This window comes from Corynebacterium sp. MSK012 (assembly GCF_030232435.1).
GTDB lineage: Bacteria > Actinomycetota > Actinomycetes > Mycobacteriales > Mycobacteriaceae > Corynebacterium > Corynebacterium jeikeium_D.
In genome coordinates, this window is the sequence record NZ_JASPJU010000011.1 from 32629 (window position 1) to 46799 (window position 14171).

At 57.8% G+C, this 14171-nt stretch carries 18 protein-coding genes and 1 pseudogene; 15 read left to right on the forward strand and 4 right to left on the reverse strand.

Annotated elements, in window-relative coordinates; genetic code table 11:
- Positions 1 to 20: 20 nt before the first annotated feature.
- Positions 21 to 1262 carry a multidrug effflux MFS transporter gene (locus tag QP977_RS08620; protein WP_070827572.1) on the reverse strand — a complete coding sequence of 414 codons (1242 nt, stop codon included), beginning with the start codon at positions 1260 to 1262 and terminating at the stop codon, positions 21 to 23.
- 281 nt (positions 1263 to 1543) lie between these two features.
- Here QP977_RS08620 and rplN point away from each other — a divergent pair, with 281 nt between their 5' ends.
- From rplN to rplO, 10 genes are all read left to right on the forward strand, one after another.
- Positions 1544 to 1912: a 50S ribosomal protein L14 gene (gene rplN, locus QP977_RS08625; RefSeq protein ID WP_016422069.1), complete on the forward strand. Its 369-nt coding sequence runs from the start codon at positions 1544 to 1546 to the stop codon at positions 1910 to 1912.
- Positions 1913 to 2227 (forward strand): 50S ribosomal protein L24, encoded by a 315-nt coding sequence (gene rplX / locus QP977_RS08630; RefSeq protein WP_005509963.1) that lies wholly within the window; start codon positions 1913 to 1915, stop codon positions 2225 to 2227.
- A gap of 2 nt (positions 2228 to 2229) precedes the next feature.
- Complete coding sequence (gene rplE / locus QP977_RS08635; RefSeq protein ID WP_005509901.1) at positions 2230 to 2784, forward strand: 50S ribosomal protein L5; 555 nt, start codon at positions 2230 to 2232, stop codon at positions 2782 to 2784.
- 382 nt (positions 2785 to 3166) lie between these two features.
- Positions 3167 to 4054, forward strand: coding sequence for a GDSL-type esterase/lipase family protein (locus QP977_RS08640; protein WP_070827573.1), 888 nt, complete (start codon positions 3167 to 3169; stop codon positions 4052 to 4054).
- Between the two features lie 403 nt (positions 4055 to 4457).
- Positions 4458 to 4856 (forward strand): 30S ribosomal protein S8, encoded by a 399-nt coding sequence (gene rpsH, locus QP977_RS08645; protein ID WP_005509822.1) that lies wholly within the window; start codon positions 4458 to 4460, stop codon positions 4854 to 4856.
- Positions 4857 to 4871: 15 nt separating this feature from the next.
- Positions 4872 to 5408 carry a 50S ribosomal protein L6 gene (rplF, locus tag QP977_RS08650; protein ID WP_005509895.1) on the forward strand — a complete coding sequence of 179 codons (537 nt, stop codon included), beginning with the start codon at positions 4872 to 4874 and terminating at the stop codon, positions 5406 to 5408.
- Complete coding sequence (gene rplR, locus QP977_RS08655) at positions 5408 to 5806, forward strand: 50S ribosomal protein L18 (protein WP_005510009.1); 399 nt, start codon at positions 5408 to 5410, stop codon at positions 5804 to 5806. Before rplF ends, rplR begins: the two co-directional genes overlap by 1 nt.
- 34 nt (positions 5807 to 5840) lie before the next feature.
- Positions 5841 to 6458, forward strand: a complete 618-nt coding sequence (gene rpsE, locus QP977_RS08660) for a 30S ribosomal protein S5 (RefSeq protein ID WP_005510059.1) — start codon at positions 5841 to 5843, stop codon at positions 6456 to 6458.
- 5 nt (positions 6459 to 6463) lie between these two features.
- Positions 6464 to 6649 carry a 50S ribosomal protein L30 gene (gene rpmD / locus QP977_RS08665; protein ID WP_005509843.1) on the forward strand — a complete coding sequence of 62 codons (186 nt, stop codon included), beginning with the start codon at positions 6464 to 6466 and terminating at the stop codon, positions 6647 to 6649.
- A 7-nt stretch (positions 6650 to 6656) separates the two neighbouring features.
- Entirely contained in the window at positions 6657 to 7103 is a 447-nt protein-coding gene (rplO, locus tag QP977_RS08670) for a 50S ribosomal protein L15 (protein ID WP_016422071.1), read from the forward strand.
- 103 nt (positions 7104 to 7206) lie between these two features.
- On the opposite strand, the gene QP977_RS11050 is transcribed toward rplO, so the two are convergent.
- On the reverse strand, positions 7207 to 8358 hold the full coding sequence (locus QP977_RS11050; protein ID WP_370449630.1) for an aminotransferase class I/II-fold pyridoxal phosphate-dependent enzyme: 1152 nt from the start codon (positions 8356 to 8358) through the stop codon (positions 7207 to 7209).
- Between the two features lie 48 nt (positions 8359 to 8406).
- Positions 8407 to 9066: pseudogene (locus QP977_RS11055) on the reverse strand (6-carboxyhexanoate--CoA ligase); the annotation flags it as partial.
- A 349-nt stretch (positions 9067 to 9415) separates the two neighbouring features.
- Between QP977_RS11055 and secY the strand changes: the two are divergent.
- Both secY and QP977_RS08685 read left to right on the forward strand, forming a co-directional pair.
- A complete protein-coding gene (gene secY, locus QP977_RS08680) occupies positions 9416 to 10753 on the forward strand; it encodes a preprotein translocase subunit SecY (protein WP_042388411.1) in 1338 nt (445 codons plus the stop codon).
- Positions 10753 to 11304 (forward strand): adenylate kinase, encoded by a 552-nt coding sequence (locus QP977_RS08685; RefSeq protein ID WP_005509947.1) that lies wholly within the window; start codon positions 10753 to 10755, stop codon positions 11302 to 11304. Before secY ends, QP977_RS08685 begins: the two co-directional genes overlap by 1 nt.
- Before the next feature lie 176 nt (positions 11305 to 11480).
- Here the strand turns inward: QP977_RS08685 and QP977_RS08690 are convergent, their stop codons facing one another.
- The gene (locus tag QP977_RS08690; protein ID WP_049190408.1) at positions 11481 to 12062 is read right to left on the reverse strand and encodes a hypothetical protein; all 582 of its coding nucleotides are present in this window, start codon (positions 12060 to 12062) and stop codon (positions 11481 to 11483) included.
- 137 nt (positions 12063 to 12199) lie between these two features.
- Between QP977_RS08690 and map the strand changes: the two genes are divergently transcribed.
- The 3 genes from map to rpsM all read left to right on the forward strand — a co-directional run bounded on the left by map (position 12200) and on the right by rpsM (position 14170).
- On the forward strand, positions 12200 to 12997 hold the full coding sequence (gene map, locus QP977_RS08695; protein WP_070438101.1) for a type I methionyl aminopeptidase: 798 nt from the start codon (positions 12200 to 12202) through the stop codon (positions 12995 to 12997).
- Between the two features lie 286 nt (positions 12998 to 13283).
- Positions 13284 to 13505 carry a translation initiation factor IF-1 gene (gene infA, locus QP977_RS08700; protein ID WP_016422077.1) on the forward strand — a complete coding sequence of 74 codons (222 nt, stop codon included), beginning with the start codon at positions 13284 to 13286 and terminating at the stop codon, positions 13503 to 13505.
- Positions 13506 to 13801: 296 nt separating this feature from the next.
- Positions 13802 to 14170, forward strand: coding sequence for a 30S ribosomal protein S13 (rpsM, locus tag QP977_RS08705; protein WP_005509836.1), 369 nt, complete (start codon positions 13802 to 13804; stop codon positions 14168 to 14170).
- Position 14171 lies beyond the last annotated feature (1 nt).

Consider the following 14171-nt stretch of genomic DNA (forward strand, 5'->3'; position numbering starts at 1 on the left):
GAGTTTCTTGAGCAGGGCTCTTATGTCAGTCGGTGTGAGCGTTTGTGGAGGCCGGCGCGCGTCAATGTCAACACCGCGGTCAGCGCAATCAATGCACAGGTCAACATCGAAATAGCCATCGAGAGGGGCAGATTGGAACCAAGCCCCACCAGCGGGGAAACCGTGGCGGCCGCGAGGAACTGTGTGAAGCCCATCAGACCGGAACCTGAGCCAATTCCGATATCTCGAACCTCCTCAATTCCGAGTGCCGTGGCATTGGCGAAGATCAGCGGCATCATCGGTACCGTAATGAACAGCAACAGCCAAGTAGTGAAGAAGGTAATCCCGACGAGGGCATTAATAATCAGGCCTATCGACGTCACGAGCATGACCGTAAGGGCAACTAAAATGCCTTTGCGGGGATGAAGCCGGTTGATCATCTTTCCGTTGAGGACTGACACAAATGTCAACATCGCTGCATTGGATGCGAACACGAGAGAAAACTGAGTAGGGGTTAGCCCCAGCAGCTCCTGGAAGATAAAGGGTGACGCAGCGATATAGGAAAACATCACCGAGAAGCCACCAGCGAAAGCCAACAAGTAGCCGACAAATACTGGCCGCCGCAGCAGCCTGCCAATATTGGGCAGGAGATTGCGCAGAGCGCCTGTGGAGCGTCGCTCAGGCGGCAGGGTTTCCGGAACCATCAGGATCACAATCGCGACCATCGCGACGTTGATGGCTGCGAGAAACCAGAACACGCTGCGCCAGCCGAATGTGGGGCCTAGAAAACCGCCCACAAGGGGAGCGATTGCCGGGGCGATGGAGGAAATGCCCATCAGCGTGGAGAAAGCTCTCGCTGATGCCTTGCCCGTCAAGAGGTCTGGTACTACAGAACGAGCCAGAACAACTGTGGAGCCACCAGCTAACCCCTGGAACAGGCGCATTGCAATAAGCGTGCCAATATTCGGTGCTACTGCACAGAGGATTGACGAGCCCAAGAACACCAAAGTCGCAATGAGAAGCAGCTTCTTGCGGCCCAAACTATCGGAGAGAGCGCCAATGACGAGCTGTCCAGCAGCCATGCCAATCATGAAGGTTGTCAGCGTGAGCTGAACCATCGACTCGGTCGTGGAGAACTCGCGTGCAATCTCCACGAAGGATGCCAGATATGTATCTGCGCCGAACGGGGCGGCGGCGGATAATAAGGCCAAGCCGGCAAGTAGCGATACCGGCAGCGTCTGTGCTGGCTGTGTCTGAGCGCTCCCGGAATGTTGATTTGTCACTGTCTCAGTATAGGGTTGCCGCACAAGGCATAAACCATGTTGGGGGCATGAAACTAAGGGATTTTGTTGTCCCGCACGAACGTGCCATAATACACAGGTTGCGCGAAGCGACTGCGTGCTGCTCTCAACGGTCTAGAACCGTAGTAAGCACGAGGTCAAAGCGATAGGAAAGCTACCTCTAGCAGGTGCTTCCGTCGTAAAGCGTAAACGCAAGACATAAAGACCGCGTGCGTTTAGGACGGAAATCTGACGCACAATGCAACCAGGTCAGGAGAAACGCAGTGATTCAGCAGGAATCCCGTCTGCGCGTTGCCGACAACACTGGTGCACGTGAAATTCTGTGCATCCGCGTTCTCGGTGGCTCGACCCGACGCTTCGCTGGCATTGGCGACACCATTGTCGCAACTGTCAAGGAAGCTACTCCGGGCGGCAACGTCAAGGCAGGCGAAATTGTTAAGGCAGTTATCGTCCGTGCGAAGAAGGAGACCCGTCGTCCGGATGGCTCCTACATCTCGTTCGACGAGAATGCAGCTGTCATCATCAAGGCCGACGGTGAGCCAAAGGGCACCCGTATTTTCGGCCCGGTCGCGCGTGAGCTGCGTGACAAGAAGTTCATGAAGATTGTCTCGCTCGCACCGGAGGTGATTTAAGTGAAGATCCGTAAGGGCGATACCGTGCTGGTTATCTCCGGTCCGGACAAGGGTGCTCAGGGCAAGGTCATCGAGGCCTACCCGAAGCGCGACAAGGTCCTGGTCGAGGGCGTTAACCGTATCAAGAAGCACGTTGCAAACTCCGCTGCGGAGCGCGGCGCTTCCTCGGGTGGCATTGTCACTCAGGAAGCTCCGATTCACGTGTCGAACGTCATGCTGGTCGACGAAGATGGTACCCCGACTCGCGTCGGTTACCGCTTCGATGAGGACGGCAAGAAGGTTCGCATCTCCCGCCGTACCGGGAAGGACATCTAAGCATGAGCGAAAATTACACCCCTCGTCTGAAGGCCCGTTACCGCGATGAGATTCGCGGCAAGATGCAGGAAGAGTTCTCCTACGAGAACGTCATGCAGATTCCGGGCGTCACCAAGGTCGTCGTCAACATGGGCGTCGGCGCTGCTGCTCAGGACAAGAAGCAGATCAACGGTGCTATCAACGACCTGACTCTGATTACCGGTCAGAAGCCAGAGACCCGTCGTGCTCGCAAGTCGATCGCTAACTTCAAGCTTCGTGAAGGCGACGCCATCGGCGCTCGCGTCACCCTGCGTGGCGACCGTATGTGGGAGTTCCTGGATCGTCTGCTGACCGTGGCTCTGCCGCGAATCCGCGACTTCCGCGGTCTGTCTGATCAGCAGTTCGATGGTCACGGTAACTACACCTTCGGCCTGTCTGAGCAGACCATGTTCTACGAGATCGACGTTGACAAGATCGACCGCCCGCGCGGTATGGACATCACCGTCGTGACCACCGCTACCAACAACGAGGAAGGCCGCGCGCTGCTGCGCGAGCTGGGCTTCCCGTTCAAGAAGTAGTTTTGCCTCTTCGGTAGCTTTTGCCTGAAGCCCCGGATGCCGCTCGGCCTCCGGGGCTTTTTGCTGCTCTGTTAGGTGCTTATGTTCGTGGGGGAGTGAGGTTGCTGTGCGGGGCCTGCGTAGAAGTTACCAGTGTTACTGGTGTGAAAGTTGACCCTTTTTGGGGGTTGAAAATTAGTAAAGCCACAAGGTTTCTCAGTTGAAAGTTAGGCGTTTGTGATGATTTCGTTGTAAACTGCCATTCGTCATAGTGACGGCCGCCAAAATGCATTGTGGTCGTTATCAATTTGGGCAAGACTTAAGTGACTTCAGCCTCTGTGTGATTGAGCCAGTGGTTCTACACAGTGCGGTCCTTAAGTTAAAACGCAAAGGGATTAACTACATGAAGAACTTCTCCGTGGCCGTCCGCTCGGCTGCTATTGCAACTGTTGCGGCTCTGGGTCTGAGCTTGGGTGCAGGTGCCGCCAACGCACAGCCGGAAATGCCGAACATTCCGATTCCGGGTCTCGGCGACACCGGCCCGAAGGGCGTCAAGCAGATCGTCACCTTCGGTGACTCCTTCACCGCTAATGCCGGTAAGGGTGGCCCGCGTGGCCTGGCGCCGGGGCAGAACGTACTGGTCGCCAACTGCGCTACCGACATGGAAAACTGGCCGAAGATCGCAGCTACGAAGCTGAACAAGTCCCTGGGTGACTGGTCCTGTAACGGTCTTGGCGGCTTCCCGGGTCAGCTCCTCGCATACCTGGAGGCTTCCATCCAGTACGGCGACATCGGAGAGGGCACCGAGAAGGTTGTCCTGATGTACGGCGGCATGGACTGGGTCCAGTGGGTTGACGTGGCAGGCGAGCTTGTCGCAAAGCCGGATCCGCAGGCTCCTTCCGCGTTCAAGCAGACGCTGCGTCAGTTCACTGACCGCGTCCACCAGGTTGCCCCGGGCGCTCAGGTCGTCCTGGCGTCGTACCCTGAGTACGCCACTGATGACCAGCTGTGCCTGGTGAACACCCCGAACCAGACCTTCCCGATCCCGGCACCGGGTGCCAGCGAGATCCAGGGTGCATTCCGTGACAGCATTCGCTCCGCATCTCACCACGTAGGTGCCGGCTTCATTGACGTCTACGAGGCAACCCTCGGCCACGGTACCTGCAACCCGAACCCGGATGAGCGCTTCGTCGCCGGTTTCGCAGACCCGGTGATGGGTCCGATGACCAACCACCCGACGGTGGCTGGTGAAAAGGCAATGGGTAACATCATCGCCGACCAGCTCTACTAATTTCCTCTAGCCGGCGCCATGTCGGCTAGGAATTGAGTTCCACTGTTAATTGGTGGGGCTTCACGCCGCGAGCGGACTAACGTCCGTCTGCGGCGTTTTTGCATTTCGGCCTGTATTTGTTAGTATCACCAGGTCTGCCCTCTATAAGAGGTGCGGCAGTAAAAATGTAAGAACTTTGCTGTAGGCCCCTCGCCTCGCATCGTCTCTGGCGTCACCTGGGTGGCGAGCTGACTCGGCTATTGAACCGAGTTGGCGAACAGTAGCCCTTAAATCGCCGGAATCACGATATTGGAAATCGCTCCAACTTAAGCTTTTGCCGTGTGACAGTTGCTGTTTGCGCGGTCATTGGAGTTAGCCACGAGGTGGGAAGGAACCGCAGCGAGAAAGGAAGCGGTCACTAACCATGACCATGACTGACCCAATCGCCGACATGCTGTCGCGCGTGCGCAACGCTAACAACGCGTACCACGACTCTGTCTCGATGCCGTCGTCCAAGCTGAAGGCTAACATCGCCGAGATTCTCAAGTCTGAGGGTTACATTGCGGACTACGCAGTCGAGGATGCCAAGGTCGGCAAGACCCTGACCCTGAACCTGAAGTACGGTCCGTCCCGCGAGCGTTCGATCGCTGGCGTGCGTCGCGTCTCCAAGCCGGGTCTGCGTGTTTACGCAAAGTCCACTAACCTGCCGAAGGTCCTCGGCGGCCTGGGCGTGGCTATCATCTCCACGTCTCAGGGCCTGCTGACTGACCGTCAGGCTTACGAGAAGAAGGTTGGCGGGGAAGTCCTCGCTTACGTCTGGTAAAGGGGGAACTACACAATGTCTCGTATTGGTAAGAACCCTGTCGTTGTCCCGGCAAACGTTACTGCCCAGGTCAACGGCCAGGACGTTTCCGTCAAGGGCCCGAAGGGCGAGCTGTCTGTCTCTATCCCGGCTCCAATTACCGTTGAGCTGAAGGACAATGAGATTGTGGTCAACCGCCCGGATGACCACCGTAAGAGCCGCTCCCTGCACGGTCTGTCCCGTTCGCTGATTAACAATATGGTTGTCGGTGTGACCGAGGGCTACACCATCAAGATGGAAATCTTCGGTGTCGGTTACCGTGTCGCCAAGAAGGGCAAGGACCTCGAGTTCTCCCTGGGCTACTCGCACCCAGTCCTGATCGAAGCACCGGAAGGTATCACCTTCGACGTCGACGGCACCACCAAGCTGTCGATCACAGGTATTGATAAGCAGCAGGTCGGACAGCTCGCAGCTAACATCCGTCGTCTGCGTAAGGATGATCCTTACAAGGGCAAGGGCATTCGTTACGATGGCGAGCAGATCCGTCGCAAGATCGGAAAGACGGGTAAGTAATGAGCAACACCAACGAAAAGCGCCTCCCGGTAGGCAAGGACATCTCGACTCGTCGTCGTGTCGCCCGCGCCCGCCGTCACGCACGCTTGCGCAAGAACGTCCGCGGCACCTCCGAGGCACCGCGCCTCGTCGTGCACCGCTCTTCCCGCCACATCACCGCTCAGGTTATCGACGACTCCATCGGTCGTACCCTGGCAGCTGCTTCCACTCTGGACGCAGATCTCCGTGGCTTCGAGGGCGACAAGAAGGCCAAGAGCGCCAAGGTCGGCGAGTTGATTGCTGCTCGCGCTAAGGATGCTGGCATCGAGAAGGTTGTTTTCGACCGCGGTGGCTACCAGTACCACGGCCGCGTTGCTGCTCTGGCCGAGGCTGCCCGTGAAGGTGGTCTGAAGTTCTAATGCGCACTTACAAGTCCAACGGAAGGAATGCGTGATGTCGGAACGCGATAAGCGCGAAGGCGGACGTAACTCCGCTGACAACAAGAACAACAACCGTCGTGGTGGCCGCGGTAACGACCGTCGCCAGCAGGACGAGCGTTCGCAGTACATCGAGCGCGTAGTAACTATCAACCGAGTTTCCAAGGTCGTCAAGGGTGGTCGTCGCTTCAGCTTCACCGCTCTGGTCATCGTCGGTGACGGCGAGGGCATGGTCGGCGTCGGCTACGGCAAGGCCAAGGAAGTACCGGCAGCTATCCAGAAGGGTGCTGAAGAGGCTCGTAAGAACTTCTTCCGCGTCCCGATGATTGCTGGCACCATTACCCACCCGGTTCAGGGTGAGACCGCTGCTGGCATCGTCCTGCTGCGCCCGGCTGCTCCGGGTACCGGTCTGATTGCCGGCGGCGCTGTCCGCCCGGTTCTCGAGTGCGCCGGTGTTCAGGATGTTCTGTCCAAGTCGCTGGGTACCAACAACTCCATCAACGTTGTTCACGCAACCGTTGATGCCCTCAAGCAGCTGGTTCGCCCTGAAGAGGTCGCCGCACGTCGTGGCAAGTCCCTCGAAGAGGTCACCCCAGCACGTATGCTGCGCGCACGCGCAGGTCAGGGAGCGTGATTTCCATGGCACTGAAGATTACCCAGGTCCGTGGTACCGCTGGTACCAAGCAGAACCAGAAGGATTCGCTGCGCACCCTCGGCCTGAAGCGCATCAACGATTCCGCCGTTCGCCCGGATACTCCGGCTGTGCGCGGTCTCGTGAACGTTGTGCGTCACCTGGTCGAGGTTGAAGAAGTAGCGGGGGAGTAGGTAAACCATGAGCGAACCAATTAAGCTCCACGACTTGGCCCCGGCTCCGGGTGCTAAGAAGAAGAAGACTCGCGTCGGCCGTGGTGAGGCTTCCAAGGGTAAGACCGCTGGTCGCGGCACCAAGGGCACCAAGGCCCGCAAGCAGGTTTCGGCAGCATTCGAGGGTGGCCAGATGCCACTTCACATGCGTCTGCCGAAGTTGAAGGGCTTCAAGAACCCGGCGAAGGTCACCTTCCAGGTGGTCAACGTTTCGGATCTGGAGCGTCTGTTCCCGAACGGTGGCGACGTCACCATCGCCGACCTGGTTGCAAAGGGCGCTGTCCGCGCTAACCAGCCGGTGAAGGTCCTCGGCGACGGCGACATCAACGTCTCCGTCAACGTCACCGCAACCAAGTTCTCGGGCTCCGCAAAGTCCAAGATCGAGGCTGCAGGCGGCTCTGTCACTGAGGCCTAAAGCATTTAAGCTTTAACAAAAGAGCTCTTAACCCAAGTGGTTAAGAGCTCTTTTTGTATTGAGGGGGAGGAAAGGGGAGGGGAGGGCAGCGCAAACCGCCCGCTTACAGCAGGCCGGTGTGGCGCAGAGCCTGCTCCAGTCGGTCGATGTCAGCGTCCGTATGGAGCGCGGTAATGGTCAATCGCAACATTGCCTCACCACGGGGAACCGTCGGGTAGCGAATCGCAGGTATGTACACGCCTAGCTCCGCCAACCGTGCTGAGGCGTCCATCGCTTCGGCCTCGTCGCCAACGGGCAGTGGGATGATTGCAGATGCGGGGTCTGACTGTGCGTCAACCAGGGAGCGGACGCGCGCAATATTACGCTGCAATCGCTTGACGACGTCCCCAGCCTCCAACTGCTTCAACGCGGCGCGGATAGCTGCGACGGAACCGGGGTTCATCGACGTTGAGTACACGAAGCTACGGGCTTGATTGCGTAGCAGGTCGCCAACTGGTGCGGAGCAGAGAACGTATCCTCCTTCGACACCGAGAGCCTTGCTCGCGGTGCCGACCACAATGTCCGGGTGAATGCCCAGGTGCGCTGCGGTGCCACGGCCTTGCTCTCCGATAACGCCGACGCCGTGGGCGTCGTCAAGCATCAACCATGCGTTGTGACGGCGACAGGTGCGCTCGAGTGCGGGGCCGTCGATGACCTCGCCTGACATAGAGAACACGGAGTCGGAGATGACAAGCTTGTGGCGGGCGCTCGATGCTGCGAGGAGACGGTCGAGTGCCTGGTAGTCAGCATGTGGAAAGACCGTGACGTTAGCTCGGGCATTGCGGCACCCGTCGATGATGGAAGCATGGTTGGCGGCGTCGGAGAAGATTTCCACGTCGGCGGTGGCGATGGCAGCGATGGTTGAGTGGTTCGCCTGGTAGCCAGTCGCAAAGAGAACGGCATCGTCGAAACCGAAGAACTGCGCCAGTTCATTCTCAAGTGCGCTGTGGATGCTAGTGCCGGTGGTCAGGCGAGAGCCGCCGGACCCGGTGCCGAAATGTCCAATTGCCTCGGTGGCAGCTGAGATGAGTTCAGGGTGCGTGGACAGGCCAAGGTAGTCCGAAGAAGAAAACAGTAGATAGTCGGTTCCGTCAATTCGGCTGTGTGGCAGTTGTCCGGTTTCGAAAGTGCGCAGTGTGCGGGCAAGCCCTTCAGCGGCCCAGGCCGAGTTCCTTTGGGCGGCGATTGCTGAGAGGTCGCTGTTGGGGGCGGTCACGTCCGGCGAGGAACTGGCGTCAGCTGGGAGCTCGACGTAGACCGGCGCGTTCTCCAGGTAATCGATTAGCTCGGGGATATCGGTGCCGGGTTCAACGATGAAGATGCGAGTACCAAGAGTGCTGCCGTGGTCCTTGATATTGGGGATACGGTGAAAGATTCCGTCCAGCGCCAGATATCCCCGCGTGTAAAAGGGGTCATCGGAGAGGCAGATTTCTGCGACGATACCCGGGGCGCTGTGAACCTTAGATGCGAGGATGAGCGCCTCGTGAAAATGATTCTTGGTGCAGTCCTTACTGGGGTGCGAGATGGCATCAAAAGTGGAAACCCGTACACCGCGGGCAGGGTTTGGGTCGAGCCGCTCGCCGGAGGAGGCATCGATGAGAGCGGCGCCGCGGAGACCTGTGAGTGAATAGGCCATCTCGACGGCAATATCGGCTGCCTGTATGCCTGCAGCGTGTAGGCGTTGAGCAATGAGATTGCGTGCGTCCTCAGGGCTGGGGTTCGACTCTAGAAAGGGAGTCAACGCGGACACGGTGCCGATAGTCGACTCTTCAACCTTGTCCACAGTGATGTGAATTGTGTCGGCTCGACCCTTGCCGTGGTGAAGTGCACGGCTAGTCATTGCAGAAGCCAGCTGAGGTAGTTCGACGGCCGGTGCAAGACGCTCAGCGCCAGAGATATGGCAGCCATCGGCGCTGGATCGCATGCGGATGCTGTAGGTACTCACAGAGCAAAACTTTAACACTGTTCAAGTTTTGTCTGGGAAAATTGGGTGAGGCACAGTGAGGGGGCGTGGGCTCAGAGGGGAGGGGGCGCTGGGATCGTCGTCAAGCGAAAAGAGGTGATTGGCGGGGCGCTGTACTAACGGTGATATGGAGGTGTATTGCGACGATGTGGAGAAACGCTGGTAGACTCACTACGTCAAATACTGTCAATTAAAGGTTTGAGGAATACGTCATCCGCGTTGCTTAACTAAAACGGGAGACTACTGGCGGATAAGCGGGTAAGTCTTTCGGGAAAAGCGTGGGAGAAGCGGATTTCTTGACCTCGGGAGGATGCACGTGGCTTCCGGTCTCATTGCGGCGTTGCGCGATCCCGATTTGCGTAAGAAGATCTTCTTCACTCTGACGATGATCATTCTGTACCGAATCGGCTCGCAGATTCCAAGCCCTGGTATCGACTACCAGTTGGTCAACGCGCAGCTCGAGCAGATTTCGAAAGATCAGTCCAGCGTTTACTCGCTGATTAACCTGTTCTCAGGTGGCGCTCTGCTGCAGATGGCGATTTTCGGCATCGGCATTATGCCGTACATTACGGCCTCGATTATCGTCCAGCTGCTCACGGTGGTGATTCCACACTTCGAGCAGTTGAAGAAGGAAGGGCAGTCGGGTCAGACAAAGATGACCCAGTACACCCGCTACCTCACAGTGGCGTTGGCGTTGCTGCAGTCTGCAGGCATTGTGGCCATGGCAGACCGAGGTGCCCTGTTGGGTGGCTCGCAGTCGCTGCTGGTTAAGGATGCGGGTGTCTTTGACCTCGTGGTGATGGTCGTTGTGATGACCTCCGGTGCCGTGCTGGTCATGTGGATGGGTGAGCTCATCACTGACCGAGGCGTCGGCAACGGTATGTCGCTGCTGATTTTCTCCGGTATCGCCGCTGGTATGCCGGCGCAGGGAGCGAACATTCTGCGCTCCACTACCGGTGTCGTGTTCGCCACCGTGATTGTTGCCGTGCTGATTCTCATCATCGGCGTTATTTTCATTGAGCAGGGACAGCGCCGTATTCCGGTGCAGTACGCAAAGCGCATGGTTGGTCGTCGCCAGTACGGCGGATCTTCCACCTACCTGCCGCTGAAGGTGAACCAGGCCGGTGTTATCCCTGTCATCTTCGCGTCCTCTCTGATTTACGTGCCGGTTCTGATTACCCAGATTGTTCAGTCCGGTCAGTCGAATCCGAACATGGACAACTGGTGGCAGCGCAATGTCATTCAGTACCTGCTGGCGCCGTCCAGTTGGCAGTACATTCTGCTGTTCTTCCTGATGATCATCTTCTTCTCCTTCTTCTACACCTCCGTGCAGTACGACCCGCACGAGCAGGCGGAGAACATGAAGAAATACGGTGGATTCATTCCGGGCTTCCGCCCGGGACGTCCGACTGCTGAATACCTGTCCTACGTCCTGATTCGCCTGCTGACTGTCGGCTCGCTGTACCTGGCGCTGATTGCTGTTCTGCCAAATGTCGCTCTTGATATGGGGCTTGGCGACGCGAACTCCGGTACAGGCGGTATGTTTGGAGGTACAGCCCTGCTGATTCTGGTCAGTGTTGCGCTGACGACGGTCAAGCAGGTTGAAAGCCAAATGATGCAACGTAACTACGAAGGGTTCTTGAAGTAATGCGACTCGTACTTGTAGGTCCTCCCGGTGCAGGCAAGGGCACTCAGGCAGCTATCCTCTCGGAGAAGCTCGGTGTCCCGCACATCTCCACCGGTGACCTGTTTCGCGCAAACATCGGTGAAGGCACTCCGCTCGGCATTGAGGCGAAGTCCTACATCGACGCCGGCAACCTTGTTCCGGACGACGTGACTGTGCGTATGGTCGAGTCCCGTCTGAATGAGGACGACGCTGCCAAGGGGTTCCTGTTGGATGGCTTCCCACGCACTGTTGGTCAGGCAGAAGAGCTGAAGCGTCTGCTGTCCAACCTCGGCACTGAGCTGGATGCGGTCGTACAGTTCGACGTTTCTGAGGATGTCGTCGTCGAGCGCATGCTGGCCCGTGGTCGCGCAGACGACACTGAAGAGGTCATCCGCAACCGCATGCATGTGTACACCAATGAGACCGCTCCTTTGCTGGATTACTACTCGGAGAAGATCATCAAGATTGCCGCTGAGGGATCCGTTGAGGAGATTAACGAGCGCACGATGGCTGAGCTGGAGAAGCTGAACTAGGCTCCTGGCACACCGGGTAACTAGACGCTCTAGCTTTTTCGCTGGCTGGGGCCGATGGGTTTGCCGGTTGTAGATGGTTGTTGAAGCCGCCCTTTCGAACCGTTGAGGTTTGGAAGGGCGGCTTTTGTGTGTGGCTGTTGGGGCTGGGGTGGGGCGGGGGCAGCCGATAGTGAGGGCTACTGGAAGTCCTGAATGATTTCGTCGATAAGCGGTTGTGCGGCCTCGGCGCCAATATTCGCGAAAACGAACTCTTGGTAGATGCGGTTATCCTCGTCGATAACCATTACGAAAGGGGACCCCTTGTTGATACCGCTAAATGCGTGCTTGCCGGGTAGCTCGTATGGTGCGTAGTTTTCGACGGACTCAGCCTTTTCGTTAATGCGCTCGACAGTGGCCGGGTCCTCGGCCGTACTGAGCATTGCGGTGCCACCGTCGCCAACTGCCATTACGCAGGTGAAGCCATGCACGCTCTCGCTGCCAAAAATGACGGGTTTAGAGTCATCCGACTCGACGCAGCTGCCAATCGCCTCCTTAATTGCATCAGGTGTGAAGTTTTGGATCGACTCAGGCAGTGCAGAGGCGCCCATGAAACCCGAGGTGCTTCCAGGGGCCTCCGGCGATTCCGTGGCAGGGGAAGTGGAGGGGACAGTCGGCGCTGGCGACGGTTCGGGGTTGCTTGAGCATGCGCTAATCAGGAAAAGCGAGCTGGCAGCAATAACAACGCCCGCAGTCTGCGCGGACTTCAACAGTGAATGCATGCCAGTTATCGTAGGGCAGCTCATCTTTGGGTGTAAATTTCTCGGAAGTGGCAGCGATCCGAGCGGCGCCCTCGTAGGTGGCGGGGTACAGCTAGCCGGTGGTTCCCTTCTGGGGCAGAGTAGACTCAACCAGCGTGATGAGTTTTCGACGCCGCCGCAAAGTAGTTCCTGCCCGCACCGAGGGAGAATTGGATGCGATGCAAGCGGCCGGCGAGATCGTCGGTCGTGCATTGCTAGCCTGCCGAGATGCCGCTAAGCCAGGGGTCACCACGGCAGATCTCAATGAGATTGCGCACCAGGTCATTATCGATGCTGGCGCAACGCCGTCCTTCCTTGGCTATGAAGGCTTCCCGGCATCTGTCTGCGCATCAGTGAACGAAGTGATTGTCCACGGCATTCCGTCTTCGTCTACGGTTCTCGCCGATGGTGATTTAGTCTCAATTGACTGTGGCGCAATCCTGGATGGCTGGCACGGCGATTCGGCACTTACTTTCGGCGTCGGAAAGCTGAGTGACGATGTCGAAAAACTGAACATTGCAACATCAGAGGTCCTCGCCGAAGGTATTAAGGCCATGGTGCCGGGCGCTCGCCTCACCGATATTTCGTATGCGCTTGAAATGGCCACCCGTGAGGCTGAACTGCGCCACGATATTGAACTCGGCATCGTCGATGGATACGGCGGGCACGGCATTGGGCGCGAGATGCACATGGATCCCTTCCTTCCCAACGAAGGCAAAGCAGGAAAGGGGCCCCGCATCGTCGAAGGCTCCGTATTGGCCATTGAACCGATGCTCATTCTCGGCGGCGAGTGGGGTAGTGATGAGCTTGACGACGGCTGGACGGTCGTCAGCGCCGATAGAATGCCGGCCTCCCATTGGGAGCACACAGTTGCCGCCACGGCGGACGGCCCCCGTATTTTGACTCCTCGATATTAATAACTAGTGCGTGAGGGCCACGCGAAAGGTCAGAATGTTGCCATAAAGGCTGCGATGAATTCTGAGCGCGTGGAGCGAATCCGCCTGCCGTCGCTTGCAACCGGTCCCATAGTGGTCGTATTTGGTAAAAACGCAGGTCGCGTGTAAAGTTGGGCGATGGTGTGGGCGCAGTGTCGCTGCAGTGATGATTATCCCTGCACGGAACTGCTAAAACACCAGGCAGAGTAGAGATTTCCCAACTGGTGCCGGGATTGTCCCGGGTATCCGCCAGAGAGACGTGGAGGACATGGCTAAAAAGGAAGGCGCAATTGAGGTTGAGGGTCGCGTCGTCGAGCCCTTGCCGAACGCGATGTTCCGAGTGGAGCTGGACAACGGGCACAAGGTGCTCGCCCATATCAGTGGCAAGATGCGCCAGCACTACATCCGTATTCTCCCGGAAGACCGAGTCGTAGTGGAGCTTTCTCCGTACGATCTCGAGCGTGGGCGAATCGTCTACCGCTACAAGTAAATCGACCTGACCACTGTTGGTAGTGGTTATGGGCTTATTTACTAACTAGACAGAAACTCCACCGTCCTAGCTGCTTCTGGTGACGGCCGCGTGATGTTGAGACCTGGTGTCTCAGCAGTTCGGCGCGGCGGTTCTTTATGAAAGCTTTTCCACAGAAGTAAGCGAGAATACCTCCGGCAACGGTGGCTGGAGCCTTTCTATAACACTTGCGCGACTCGGCGTCCGACCGAGTAAGCCGGGTCTGGGAAGGATGGCAGTGGAGTAAACCACCGCATCAACCGGAAGGAAATTGCCGTATGGCACGCCTTGCTGGAGTTGACCTGCCACGCAACAAGCGTATGGAGGTCGCTCTTACCTACATCTATGGCATCGGCCCCGCCCGTGCCAATGAGCTGCTGGAGAAGACCGGCATCTCTCCGGATCTGCGCACCGACGCTCTCACCGATGAGCAGGTTGCTGCGCTGCGTGACGTGATTGAAGCTACCTGGAAGGTCGAGGGTGACCTCCGCCGCCAGGTTCAGGCTGATATCCGCCGCAAGATTGAGATTGGTTCCTACCAGGGTCTGCGCCACCGTCGTGGCCTGCCAGTCCGTGGTCAGCGCACCAAGACCAACGCTCGTACGCGTAAGGGTCCGAAGAAGACGATCGCCGGAAAGAAGAAGTAAA